Raw genomic sequence first — 12,054 nt, 5'->3', positions numbered from 1 at the left:
ATCAGCAATGGTAAATCGAGGTATGGCAAGTTAAAGAAAAGGCGAAATCAGATAAAAGCCCCCAATTTTTTATTATAACATGAAAATTTTAGATATTTATCAATTCATTTGCAAACCACTATAGTTGCTTGAGGCCACCCGCACAGGTCGAAAACTTGATAGTCGAGTTTAATGCAGGAACACGGTGTCAGGCAGGGAGATCGGCCGGAGATCGGCAGCCAAGGGGTGGTATCTGAAATCTTGAGTGGAAAGCGCAGGCTTAACACCCGGCAGGTGAAGGTACTAGGAAGACGGTTTAAAGTTTCGCCTGTGGTGTTTATTTAAAACAGACTTCAAATGGAAGTTCTAACATTGACACACAATCAGTGTGCACTTATAATGCATTTAAATAACAGCCATAGGCCAACATAGTCTATTATCACATAGGCTCAACCCACAACAAAATATGAAAATAATTAAACAGCTTATTGGGACTTTTATATATAAGAGCAACAAGGAGATTTACAATGCCCAATATCACCATTTCATTAGATACGGAACTGCTGCATTCAGGACGAGAATACGCAAAGCAACACCAGACTTCCCTGAATGCACTGATCAGAAAATTGTTGGAGCAAACCGTCGTGCCCCAGTCAATGGAGTGGATTGATTCATGTTTCGAGCTCATGGATCGGACAAAGGCGGATTCCAGCGGCCGGACCTGGAACAGGGACGATTTATATGACCGCTAAAATATTTATCGACACCAACATTCTTGTTTATGCTCTGGATCAATATGATCCTGAAAAGCAACATAAAAGTCGGACGCTTCTCCGTCAAGTGGCCCAAGGGCCCGGAGGCGTTATTTCCACCCAGGTCATGCAGGAATTTTACGTTACAGCCACAAAAAAGCTTAAGGTTGATGCCCTGATTGTCAAAGATATTTTACACTCGTTTTCCCATTTTGAGGTTGTATTGATTTTGCCTGAAATCATTGACCGGGCCATTGACTGCCAGGTCCTGAATAAGATTTCCTTCTGGGATGCTCTCATTGTATCGGCGGCGCAAAGTGCCCGTTGTGAAAAGATCTGGACCGAGGATTTGAATCCCAGCCAAATCTTTCAGGGAGTAAAAATAGAAAATCCGTTGATTGTGTAATTGCTGCATCCGGAGGCCAGGTCGGAATTCTTTTAAAGAGATTTTACGGCCTTGATCATTATTTCGGCCAATGCGTGGAAGTTAGGTTGGGTTGAGGAACGAAACCCAACAAATACAAAATGTTGGGTTTCACTTCGTTCAACCAAACCTACACGGTGGTCCAAATGATGATCAAGGCCAAACGCATCTTTTCCGTGGCCCATTCAAAAGCGGAATATGACCGGCAGGTATCTTTTCTTGACAGCCTTTTGGATGAAATCGGAGAGGACGAAGCGCATCCGCTGGCCTCTCTGGTCGAGACCATTGGCAGTTTAGTGGAAACTTATGAAACCGCCCACTTGCCGGAACATGAGGGCGCACCAGTTGACATCTTGACGTGTTTAATGCAGGAACACGGTGTCAGGCAGGTAGATCTGCCGGAGATCGGCAGCCAAGGGGTTTGAGAGAAATTGCTGAAGCCAAAGCTAAAGGAATCAAGCTCCCCGGTGCCAGAGGCCTTTTAGAAGAACTGTAAAGTCAACTACCCCTCGGTTGGTTCGGTTTGACATGCAGAAGATACAGAATCCTGAAATATCTGGTGTTGCGTATCAGTAAGGTGAACTCATGGGCTACGAGGTGCGGGAATACCTTCTGGAAAAGTGGGGCAGAACGTGTGCCTACTGCGGAAAAACAGATACTTTGTTGGAGATTGAATATATCGTTCCAAAATCGAAAGGCGGTTCCAACAGAGTCCGCAATCTGACACTGGCCTGTACGGCGTGCAACAGGAAGAAGGGGAACAAGTCGCTCGAACAGTTCCTTTCAAGGAAATCGGGACTGTTGAAGATAATTCAAAAGCAGTTCGGCGTGCCACTCAAGGATGCGGGAGCCGTCAACACTACCCGAACGGACTTATTCCGTACCCTGAAAAAAACCCTTTATGACCAAGCCTGCAAAAATTGCAGTGCTCTCCCCCTCCAAAAAAAAATGAACACCACAAGCGAAACCCCGAATCATTCTCCTATTGCCTTCATCTGCCGGGTGTTAAGCCTACGCTTCCCGCTCAAAATTTCAGATACAACTCCTTGGCAAAAAGTTGAAGAAGATTTGTTAACAATTTTTTGAAACTTGACAACATATTTTGAAGTAATTATCGTAATTACAATATTAATTTTTTTATAGTTCAGGAGATATTATCATGGATAGTCAACTACCCCTCGGCTGAAGACCGAGGGGCTTGAAAAGGCCCCAAAGTTGACCAGTCTAAGTGCTTCGAGTACTACGTTAGATCGGAAACAGGTACCCTGGGGTGCTTGCCAGCCCCAGGCTCTACGGCAAGTGGTTAAACAGGTTTAAGGGGTTAAGCCGGTGCTGCTTGCGCCAAACCCGATCATAACATTGACGAGGCAAACATTACCCCGGAAACGGGTGTTGAGCCCTGGCATATGGCTGTTTAAATATTATATGCCTTTTACAAAAAACATTTTTAACCAAAAAGGAGGGCGGCAATTCCTCCCCTGAGCTGAAGACTCAGGGGTTTCCTTGCCGCATTTTATGAAATATATTTCGCTGACCTCAATCCAACGATAGGTAGTGAAATACAAAAAATCCGCCCAGTTGTCATAGTAAGTCAGGATGAAATGAATAAATACCTGGAAACAATAGTTATTTGTCCATTGACATCAAAATTGCATCCAAAATGGCAAACACGCCTTCAAATCAAATGTGTAAACAAGAATGCCGAAATCGCTGTTGATCAAATTCGGGCTATCAGCAAACAACGATTAAAAACAAAGATTGATCAGCTACCCGACAATAAGGCTGCTCAGCTACGTAAGCTGATCACTGACATGTACGGAGAATAAAATTCTTTTTTTAGAATATCTCTTAACCGGCATTTTGTAAAATCTCTTTAAAAGAATTCAGCAATTCTCAATTTGGATTTTATCTTTACATATCAAATCTTTAACCCATTTGGTTGATTTTAACCAAAGTCATGTTTTCTCCTTTTTTCATCGATTTGCTTTGAAATTCAAATTTTAGTTTTTTATTGTCAAAAAAAATTTTTAGCATATCTAATTGAAAAAATTGAGAATTTTTGAATTGTTCCAAATTTAGAATTGCTGAAAAGAATTCCAACCTGGCCTCCGGATGCAGCAATTACACAATCAACGGATTTTCTATTTTTACTCGCTTCGTCAATGTTCAGCAGACTTCCTAATGTGGTTGACCGCCCCTACCTCACAGGGCTTTTACAGTGCCACGACAGGGCAACGGACTGGCGAATACATCCGAGGGTGTCTATTTCATGTCGAACGTAGTCCCTAATAAAGAGACTCAGGCTAGTCAACTTGGGCTTTTACAAGCCCCTTCTGAATCTCTGATTCAGGAGGGGTAGTTGACATAAACACCACAGGCGAAACACCGAATCGTTTTCCTAATGCCTTCATCTGCCGGGTGTTGAGTCTGCGCTTTCCGCTCAAAATTTCAGATACAACCCTTTCCGGCATGAAGGGAAGTAATAATGCCCATTCCTGATCCGATAGCTCTCTTGATTTCCGTGCCATATGTTCCTCCGTCATGATTGGAATTTTCCATCTCTATGGACTCTATGGAAAATATAATCACAATTTTGGAATTGTCAGACAGAACCTAACCTTATTCGTTGGGCATATTATTTTCATGACTGCAACTCGGGTACGCAGTAGGTCTTAATATTTTTCAGTTCATTTCTTTCAGTTAACTTTGTCTGATATAAATCCCATCTTAATTGTAAATTCATCCAGAAATCTTCCGACATTCCAAAAAATTTTGCCAATCGCAGGGCTGTACTCGGCGTTATGCCTCTCTTACCTTTTACAATTTCATTAACCCTTTGATATGGAACATGTATTGAATTTGCCAGTTCCTTTTGGGTTATTCCCATCGGAGTTAAAAATTCTTCAATTAGCATTTCGCCTGGATGAGTAGGCTCTCTATGTGTTGGTATTCTAATCATAAAATGCGGCAAGGAAACCCCTGATTCTTTAGCTCAGGAGAGGAATTGCCGTCCTCCTTATAATAATTTAGTAGCCCAGGCACCGGACCTTAGCACGTCGTATTGTAGGAATAGCCGTCAGATGCGTGAAGCAGCCTGCAATATTTCCAGCTAATGCCCTGTACTGTTTTGTCCACTGTTTTAATGTTAAACGAACCGCTTTTTCTGACAGCGACACGTCCGGTGTACGTTCCAACCTTTTTGCCGGAAGTGACAACCGCCTTGACGATGTCGCCCGTCTGAAATCCTTTGACTTTTTTCTCAGTTGACTTTGCTGTTGTCCGGGGGAACCCGAACCTGTTTACCCTGCACATCTGCCTTGAGCCATGACCGTCTGCCTTTAAAATCAACACGGTTTTATCGATCTGAAACATCTTTTCAGGTGTGCTTTTTCCGACACAGGCGGCATCGAGCCAATGCGTTTTGTGAAGTCCCCTGGTCGTCCGGTTGAATTTTGTCAGACCGCCGGAGCCTGTTTCAACCGGCAGTCCGGTTTTTTTCAAGGTACGGAACAAGTCCCATCGGGTCGTGTTGACGGCACCCGCATCCTTGAGCGGCACTTTGGACTGCTTTTGAATTCGCTTCAACAGTCCCGGTTTTCCTTGAAAGGAACTGTTCTTCTGTATTTTCTGCATGTCAAACCGAACCAACTCCATTGAAATTGCCTGAATATTGCAAAACCGGCACAACCGGTTGACCCAGGTTTCGATATTGTGAACCCGGCTTTTTAATGAAGGCGGCAAACATCCTTTCGCCCTGGTCCGGTTATCAAAGCGCGGTTTTCGGTATCGCGTTTTCCGGTTTCTCCGGGATCTTCTGATGGCTCGTCTTGATTCCAGATTATTTTTGATCTGCTGGCCTCGATAATCGTCGTTAATCACGGCAATTCCGGTCTCTCTACTGCCCGGATCAATCTTGATCCGCAATGGGTTTGATGCCACGTCCAAGACTTTCTCTTTCAAAATGATCGTGAAAGGGAACTGTCTGAAAACTGCGGCTGTTCCTTCTGTTAAAAGCAATCTTGCCTTTGCCGGATGTATCGGATTCTGCGGCTTTTTGTTTGTATCCAGAACAAATACGCTCAATTTTAAAATCCTCTTGTTTCCAAGGTAATGTTTGCCGCGTCAATGTTATGACCGGGTTTGGCGCAAGCAGCACCGGCTTAACCCCTTAAACCTGTTTAACCACTTACCGTAGAACCTGGAGCTGGCGAGCACCCCAGGGTACCTGTTTCCGATCTAACGTAGTACTCGAAGCACTTAGACTGGTCAACTTTGGGGCTTTTTCAAGCCCCTCGGTCTTCAGCCGAGGGGTAGTTGACAAACTATACCACAATATTAACAAGGGTCTGTTTTTTACAAATCACAATAATTTTACGGATCTCTTTTCCTTCGGTGTACTTGATAATTTTTGAATCTCCAAGGGCGGCGGATTTAATCTCATCTTCACCTGAATCGGCGCTCATGGAAAATTTTGCCCGCAATTTTCCGTTCACTTGAACCACAACAAGCACCTCATCGGTTTCCATGGAATCTTTTCTGAATTCAGGCCAGGGCTGTTCCAGAATAGAGCCCTGGTTTCCCATCCGGCCAAACAACTCCTCGCAAAAATGAGGAATAATGGGACTGAGCAAAAGCAGTACGTTTTCAAGGCAGCACCAGACCACGGATTTGAGTTCATCATCCGCTGTCTCAAGTTCAACCGCGTACATGGCATTGACCAGTTCCATGACTGCGGCAATGGCCGTATTAAAATGAAAATTGGTTTCAATATCCGCGGTTACTTTCTGGATCGTCTGATTGACCTTGATATACAGTTGCTTTGCCTGATCCGCCTTAAGCGCACCTGCCGGCCCTTTGTACGCGTCAATTCCCTGGATGCTCTCCATGCAGGTCAACGCCAGACGCCAGACACGGTTGACAAACCGGTTACTGCCTTCAACGCCGTCCTCGCTCCACTCCAGGTCCCTTTCAGGGGGGGCGGCAAACAGACAGAACAACCGGGTCACGTCGGCCCCGTATTTTTCCAGAAGCTCATTGGGATTGACCACGTTTTTCTTGGATTTGGACATTTTAATCACACGTCCGACATCCACATCCTTGCCGCACATGCTACACACAAGCGTTCCATCCTGTTTCTCACCCTGTTCCGGAAACAGGTACCCATGCTCGGGACAGGTCATGGTCTCCTTGCACACCATGCCCTGGGTTAAAAGCCGGGTAAATGGTTCCTTAAAGGGCACAAGTCCCAGGGTATTGAGAACCCGCATAAAATACCGGGAATAGAGAAGATGCAGCACGGCATGCTCCACACCGCCGATATACTGATCCACGGGCATCCAGTATTCCACGGCCTTGGGATCAAATATGCCCTGGTCATACCGGGGAGAGCAATAGCGCAGATAATACCAGGAAGATTCGACAAAGGTATCCATGGTATCGGTATCCCTTCTGGCATCTTCCCGGCCGCAGACAGGACAGGTGGTCCTGGCAAAATAGTCCAGGGTCGGCAACGGAGATCCGCCTTTATCCAGCAGGCTGACATCTTCGGGCAGGATAATGGGCAGATCCGTTTCCGGCACCGGCACCACCCCGCATGAGGGGCAGTGGATCACCGGAATGGGGGTACCCCAGTACCGCTGGCGGGAAATGCCCCAGTCCCGCAGACGGAAAGATACCGCCCGCTTGCCGATGCCGGACTCTTCGAGCCAGTCCGCCATTTTTTCAATGGCCTCCTTGCTGTCCATACCGTTAAATTGGCCGGAGTTGGTCATAACGCCGCGGTCGGCATAGGCCTCAGTCATGGTTGCACCGTCAAGGCTTTCCCCTTCCGGCTGCACCACCACCCGGACCTCAAGTCCGTATTTTCGGGCAAAATCAAAGTCCCGCTGGTCACCGGAGGGTACGGACATGATGGCACCTGTGCCATACCCCATTAAAACGAAATTGGCCGTATAAACAGGAATCTTTTCTCCAGTGGCCGGATTGATACAATAGGCGCCGGTGAATACCCCTTCTTTTTCATATTTTTCAATGCCTTCGGCAGAGCGTTCCTGTCCGGACACCTTTGCGACAAACTCGGAGACGGCCGTCTCCTGATCCGTGCCCCTGGACAAGGTTTCCACCAGGTGATGCTCCGGTGCCAGACACATGAAAGTGGCGCCGAAGATGGTGTCGGGACGGGTGGTGAACACATTGACCACCGCGTCACTGCCATCCACCTTAAAATCAAGCGAAGCGCCCACGCTTTTGCCGATCCAGTTTTTCTGCATGGTGGTGACATTGTCCGGCCAACCGGGAAGTTGATCACAATGGACCAGAAGATCTTCGGCATAATCGGTTATCTTAAAAAACCACTGCCACAATTTTTTTTGCTGAACCACCTGGGAACACCGCCAGCACTTATCCTGCTCAACCTGCTCATTGGCCAGCACCGTCTGACATTTTTCACACCAGTTTACATAGGATTCCTTGCGGTAGGCCATGCCCTTTTCAAGCATTTTTAAAAACAGCCACTGTTCCCAGCGGTAGTATTCCGGCCGGCAGGTGGCAATTTCCCTGTCCCAGTCATAGGAAAACCCCATTTTTTTAAGCTGCGCCCGCATGGACCGGATATTGTCATAGGTCCAGGCAGCCGGATGGATATTATTGTCAATGGCCGCATTCTCTGCGGGCATACCAAAGGCATCCCACCCCATGGGATGAATGACATTAAAGCCTCTCATGCGCTTGTAACGGACCACCACATCTCCGATGGTGTAATTGCGCACATGCCCCATATGAATTTTCCCCGAAGGGTAAGGAAACATTTCAAGCAGATAATATTTTTCCCTGGACGCATCTTCTTCGACTTTGAAAAGCTGGGTATTTTTCCAGTATTCCTGCCATTTGGGCTCGACCTGGGAAGGGATGTACCGTTCCTCCATTATTTTCATTCCTTTCAAAAAGCATCTATAATTTATCGTTGAACTTTTTTAGATGCCACAACACAGGTGAAATAGCAAAGGTATTTATGCAGCAATTCTAAATTTATTCTCACACAAAGGCTTAAAGACACGAAGGGGTTTAAGATCGTAGGGGCAATCCCCCTGTGGTTGCCCTCGTTAGGGCAGGCACGGGGGCCTGCCCCTACAGCGGCCGACGTTAGAACCAATCCCGCGCCTTTTCCGCCACCAGTTCTTTAACATGCCGGGAGTGGTCAATCAATTTAGGTGTTGGTTGGATATTTGCTATAAACACTTTTAGGGTGGGACACATGTTTAAATTTTTTTAAATTTTAAATCGGCTGAAGCCGCGACAGATACATTGCCGGATCTTTCCGATGTCTGCTCGGAATTGCCGGACATCTGCTCGGAAATAGCAGACAACTCCGTGGAAGAAGATGTCAGCGTCTGGGTACCGGATATAATATCACCTAACATGGCCCGTAGATTTTTAGGGGTGTGCTTACAGACACACCCGGGCAGGTGTTTCTTTGGGAGAGAGTTTGGAGATTCTTTGAAGATGGGAAGGCAAATGACGGCAACTGCTGGTGCGCCCATCGGCAGTTTTATGCTGTTAAAAGACTGTAGATGCGTATCGCAAAGGTTGTTAAAGTAGCACACGGCATACAAGCCAAGGGTATCTTTCAATAAGGATGTATTTTCTTTTGACTCGGAAAAAGAACAGTACTTTCCGGGCGGATACTCAAGGATATATGCTATGAAATAACTGTAAATTTCATTAATGCTAAAACAACCGGGCGGCCCCGCAAGGCTTAGCCTCAGAAATGCTTGAGCCGTATGACGGGAAACTGTCACGTACGGTTCTGAGGGGGCCTGGGGTAGATAACTACCCCCGGCTACCCGATTTAAACAATACGGATAGGCTGAATCCAAAATTCAATTTGTTAATTTGATGTTCTAGTGTTATATATGAAACCATGATGAGAGTTGTAATAGATACAAACATATTGGTTTCTGCCATGAAATCTGACATGGGAGCATCATATGCTCTCATTTCAACACTCCCATCAAAAAAATTCGATTTCTATATTTCAGTTCCCTTGTATTTAGAATATCAAGATGTTTTGACAAGGCCTGAACATATGACGGGTAAAAATACGAAAGAAGAAATTTTAGCTTTTTTGCGTTACTTGTGCAAAGTAGCTGAACACCAAAAAATTTTTTATTTATGGCGTCCATGGCTAAAAGATCCAAAGGATGATTTAGTTTTAGAATTAGCAGTAGCTTCACAGTGTGAATATATTATCACATATAATCTGAAAGATTTTTCCAATATTCAAAACTTTGGGGTGAAGCCAATCAGACCAAAAGAATTTCTTCCTATTATCAGGGAGGTGTAAAATGGGTAGCACATTAACTTTAAGACTTCCTAAATCTCTTCACAATTCACTAAAACAACAGGCTAAAGCTGATGGGGTATCTATTAATCAATTTTTGGTTACTGCTGCTGCAGAAAAATTATCTGCATTAATGACCCATGACTATTTGGAAAGAGAAGCCGAAAAAGGAAGTCGTGAGGACTTTTTAAGAGTATTAAAGAATGTTCCCCACGTAGAACCTGAAAGTTATGACAAATTGTAATGTATTGATAATAAAACAAAAAAATGGGTATAACAAAGCCCTGCTCGTGCCCAGTTAAATCCGAATCGTTGGAATTCCACTGAATGGGAGGATGAAACTCGATAATGTTACCCAGTGGGTGCAAGTCCCACATGAGCAAAGCTTAGCCCGCAGCTCATTAGTGAAATCCACAGGCAAAACCGGTAACGGAGGTCTGAGGCTGGATGGAACAAGATTGCAGGCTCTGTACTGAGCCCCGAAAAATGTATAGTTGTGGTCTATAGGGATAAACCCTGCAATTGCAGGGGGAAAGCCGACGCATTCCAGCGTGACGGAAGGCAGCAGACTTACAGGTGCTATGGCAAGCCTGAAAGTCACCACCGGGGTCTTCGACCAGGGCATGTTCTCAAAGGGGTAGCTCGGGAACTGGGGAGAGCCAATTGGTTCCCTGTAGAAAAAGAAAGGTACCAGGAGATCCAGCCTATGGCAAAATCCCGGCATCAGCATGGAATCCCCGCCACGCAGATGAGTCCGCCGCAAGCGGAAACACAAACATGAAAGACGGGCAACGCAAGGTAACGAGGGCGGATAGTTAAGAGCGAACAAACCCGTGATGACCAATTGGCAGTCTTAGCCGTTGCCCAGATACGTAAAAAGTGTTATGAGCTGAATATCAACTGGATTTTAAGTGCAGATATTACCGGACTATTTGACAATATTGACCATGGCCTGCTCCGGGATCTGATCCGGATCAGGGTAAAAGTTATATACGCCAATCGGGGTGTCGCCTGATTGGTCGACGGCTCGGTAAAAGAGCCTGAGTCGAGGAACCGTATGAGGGAAATCTTCACGTACGGAGTACCGGTTTTGAATGGGATGAAGGAAACAACACCAAAAATTGGGACAGGCATGACGTCGCCACATTGGAATGTGAACAAATTTTCTTCAACAAACCGCTCATAATCAAATATGATAAGCACCATTCTATTGTTGAAGACCGCTATTATGTGCTTGGTCGAACAGACATGAATCGTTTGCTTTTTGCTGTCTTCACCATTCGAAATGATAAAATAAGAATCATATCCGCTCGTGACATGACCGATGTGGAAATGGAAAGGTATCTAAGATGAAAGATGAAAAAGAAAATACCTAAATTCAGCAGTGAAGCCGAAGAACGCAAATTTTGGCAAGAAAATGATTCTTCTGATTATATGGATTGGTCTGATGCAGAGAATGTTGTGTTTTCGAAACTAAAACCTTCAACTCGGAAAATTTCTATCCGGTTGCCTGAATCCATGATTGAGGATTTGAAAGTATTGGCAAACAAAAAGGATGTTCCGTATCAGTCTCTTTTAAAGATTTTTCTTTCTGAACGGATCGACTCGGAAATGCGGTACTAATGAGCACAATCGGGATAGGACTCCCCATCACTGAGGAGCCCTCCCACACCACCCGGTATACGGATCGCGTACCAGGGCGGTTCAGCTGATTTTAAGAATCAGTTCCCGGGCAGATATAATCCTTTCTCAATAAAATATCTTTCAGGCATGGCAATGGCCACCCATTTGATTTTGCTCATCTGCCGGTACTTTTTCCGGGCATTGCCGCAAAGCATGGCATCATGGTGAGCAATACCAAGTTTCTCAAGGTTCCGAACCCTGGTTTTAGGATTTTTCCATTGTTTCCAGACAAAACTTCGCAGCCTTCGCATTATCCAGATTTTGAGACCTTTGAGGAAGGATTGGGCCTCTGTAAGCCGGAAATAATTCCACCATCCCCGAAAATATTGGTTCAGTTCCTGAATGATCTGCCACAGGCTTTTACCCCGCTTGCGGCTGGTTAATTCCCGGACTTTATCCTTGAACCGTTTCATGCTCTTGGCGTGAATCCGAATCTTGGACTGCCCACACATTTGGAAATATGTGAATCCGAGGGATTTGCGTAACTACGGTCTGCTGACAGCACTTTTGTCCTGGTTTACTTTAAGCTTGAGTTTCACGGTCAGAAACCTGGTGATACTCTGCATAACCCTTTCGGCCGCTTTCCGGCTTTTGCAGAAGATCATAAAGTCATCGGCATAACGGACATCGGTGCCCTCGTTTCTCCAGTTCCTTATCCAGCTCATCAAGGACGATGTTGGACAGCAAAGGAGATGTAAATAGTTATTGATTTTATATCTATTATTATCTATATTAACTCATTATGAGTAATATTTACAGAATAAACGAATTTGCAAAAAGAATAGGGAAATCTGCATCGACATTGCGACGCTGGGATGCTGAAGGCCGATTAGTTGCCAAGCGAACGCCGACAGGTCAGCGGTATTATGATGAATCAG

The 12,054-nt window shown here is 45.3% G+C and carries 18 protein-coding genes and 1 pseudogene; 12 read left to right on the top strand and 7 right to left on the bottom strand.

Annotated elements, in window-relative coordinates:
• Positions 1-171: 171 nt before the first annotated feature.
• The 6 genes from HXW94_RS17050 (at position 172) to HXW94_RS17025 (ending at position 2,981) form a co-directional block, all read left to right on the top strand.
• Positions 172-324 carry a helix-turn-helix domain-containing protein gene (locus tag HXW94_RS17050; RefSeq protein WP_246294163.1) on the top strand — a complete coding sequence of 51 codons (153 nt, stop codon included), beginning with the start codon at positions 172-174 and terminating at the stop codon, positions 322-324.
• 182 nt (positions 325-506) lie between these two features.
• Entirely contained in the window at positions 507-731 is a 225-nt protein-coding gene (locus tag HXW94_RS17045; protein ID WP_178368102.1) for a DUF6364 family protein, read from the top strand.
• Positions 721-1,137, top strand: coding sequence for a PIN domain-containing protein (locus HXW94_RS17040; RefSeq protein WP_178368101.1), 417 nt, complete (start codon positions 721-723; stop codon positions 1,135-1,137). The genes HXW94_RS17045 and HXW94_RS17040 overlap by 11 nt, the downstream gene beginning before the upstream one ends.
• Before the next feature lie 164 nt (positions 1,138-1,301).
• Positions 1,302-1,580: a transcriptional regulator gene (locus HXW94_RS17035; protein WP_246294162.1), complete on the top strand. Its 279-nt coding sequence runs from the start codon at positions 1,302-1,304 to the stop codon at positions 1,578-1,580.
• Between the two features lie 160 nt (positions 1,581-1,740).
• Positions 1,741-2,241 carry an HNH endonuclease gene (locus HXW94_RS19310; RefSeq protein ID WP_218576781.1) on the top strand — a complete coding sequence of 167 codons (501 nt, stop codon included), beginning with the start codon at positions 1,741-1,743 and terminating at the stop codon, positions 2,239-2,241.
• 434 nt (positions 2,242-2,675) lie between these two features.
• Entirely contained in the window at positions 2,676-2,981 is a 306-nt protein-coding gene (locus tag HXW94_RS17025) for a type II toxin-antitoxin system PemK/MazF family toxin (protein WP_178368104.1), read from the top strand.
• 477 nt (positions 2,982-3,458) lie between these two features.
• Here the strand turns inward: HXW94_RS17025 and HXW94_RS17020 are convergent, their stop codons facing one another.
• The 5 genes from HXW94_RS17020 to HXW94_RS17000 form a co-directional block, all read right to left on the bottom strand.
• A complete protein-coding gene (locus HXW94_RS17020) occupies positions 3,459-3,683 on the bottom strand; it encodes a hypothetical protein (protein ID WP_178368093.1) in 225 nt (74 codons plus the stop codon).
• Positions 3,684-3,796: 113 nt separating this feature from the next.
• Positions 3,797-4,126, bottom strand: coding sequence for a HigA family addiction module antitoxin (locus HXW94_RS17015; RefSeq protein ID WP_343054685.1), 330 nt, complete (start codon positions 4,124-4,126; stop codon positions 3,797-3,799).
• Positions 4,127-4,203: 77 nt separating this feature from the next.
• On the bottom strand, positions 4,204-5,238 hold the full coding sequence (gene iscB, locus HXW94_RS17010; protein WP_178368100.1) for an RNA-guided endonuclease IscB: 1,035 nt from the start codon (positions 5,236-5,238) through the stop codon (positions 4,204-4,206).
• Positions 5,239-5,477: 239 nt separating this feature from the next.
• Positions 5,478-8,078 carry a leucine--tRNA ligase gene (gene leuS / locus HXW94_RS17005; RefSeq protein WP_178368099.1) on the bottom strand — a complete coding sequence of 867 codons (2,601 nt, stop codon included), beginning with the start codon at positions 8,076-8,078 and terminating at the stop codon, positions 5,478-5,480.
• 333 nt (positions 8,079-8,411) lie between these two features.
• Entirely contained in the window at positions 8,412-8,783 is a 372-nt protein-coding gene (locus HXW94_RS17000) for a hypothetical protein (RefSeq protein ID WP_178368092.1), read from the bottom strand.
• Positions 8,784-9,073: 290 nt separating this feature from the next.
• Here HXW94_RS17000 and HXW94_RS16995 point away from each other — a divergent pair, with 290 nt between their 5' ends.
• The 5 genes and pseudogenes from HXW94_RS16995 to HXW94_RS16975 all read left to right on the top strand — a co-directional run bounded on the left by HXW94_RS16995 (position 9,074) and on the right by HXW94_RS16975 (position 11,116).
• Positions 9,074-9,496 carry a putative toxin-antitoxin system toxin component, PIN family gene (locus tag HXW94_RS16995; RefSeq protein WP_178368098.1) on the top strand — a complete coding sequence of 141 codons (423 nt, stop codon included), beginning with the start codon at positions 9,074-9,076 and terminating at the stop codon, positions 9,494-9,496.
• 1 nt (position 9,497) lies between these two features.
• Positions 9,498-9,737 carry a YlcI/YnfO family protein gene (locus HXW94_RS16990; RefSeq protein ID WP_178368097.1) on the top strand — a complete coding sequence of 80 codons (240 nt, stop codon included), beginning with the start codon at positions 9,498-9,500 and terminating at the stop codon, positions 9,735-9,737.
• Between the two features lie 600 nt (positions 9,738-10,337).
• Entirely contained in the window at positions 10,338-10,508 is a 171-nt protein-coding gene (locus HXW94_RS16985) for a hypothetical protein (RefSeq protein WP_178368096.1), read from the top strand.
• A gap of 92 nt (positions 10,509-10,600) precedes the next feature.
• Positions 10,601-10,846 (top strand): annotated as a pseudogene (locus HXW94_RS20435) (BrnT family toxin); the annotation flags it as partial.
• A 3-nt stretch (positions 10,847-10,849) separates the two neighbouring features.
• Positions 10,850-11,116: a BrnA antitoxin family protein gene (locus HXW94_RS16975; protein ID WP_178368095.1), complete on the top strand. Its 267-nt coding sequence runs from the start codon at positions 10,850-10,852 to the stop codon at positions 11,114-11,116.
• 98 nt (positions 11,117-11,214) lie between these two features.
• On the opposite strand, the gene HXW94_RS19615 is transcribed toward HXW94_RS16975, so the two are convergent.
• Both HXW94_RS19615 and HXW94_RS19610 read right to left on the bottom strand, forming a co-directional pair.
• On the bottom strand, positions 11,215-11,589 hold the full coding sequence (locus HXW94_RS19615; RefSeq protein WP_246294161.1) for a group II intron maturase-specific domain-containing protein: 375 nt from the start codon (positions 11,587-11,589) through the stop codon (positions 11,215-11,217).
• 72 nt (positions 11,590-11,661) lie between these two features.
• On the bottom strand, positions 11,662-11,781 hold the full coding sequence (locus HXW94_RS19610) for a hypothetical protein (protein ID WP_246294165.1): 120 nt from the start codon (positions 11,779-11,781) through the stop codon (positions 11,662-11,664).
• Between the two features lie 137 nt (positions 11,782-11,918).
• On the opposite strand from HXW94_RS19610, the gene HXW94_RS16965 reads away from it, so the two are divergent.
• Positions 11,919-12,054, top strand: a 136-nt coding sequence (locus HXW94_RS16965) for a MerR family DNA-binding transcriptional regulator (RefSeq protein WP_178368094.1), incomplete at its 3' end; no start/stop codon positions are given.

Origin of the sequence: Desulfobacter latus (genome assembly GCF_013389365.1) — a bacterium.
Classification (GTDB): domain Bacteria; phylum Desulfobacterota; class Desulfobacteria; order Desulfobacterales; family Desulfobacteraceae; genus Desulfobacter; species Desulfobacter latus.
Note: the sequence above shows the minus strand (reverse complement) of the source record. Positions and strands in the feature narration are given on the sequence as shown.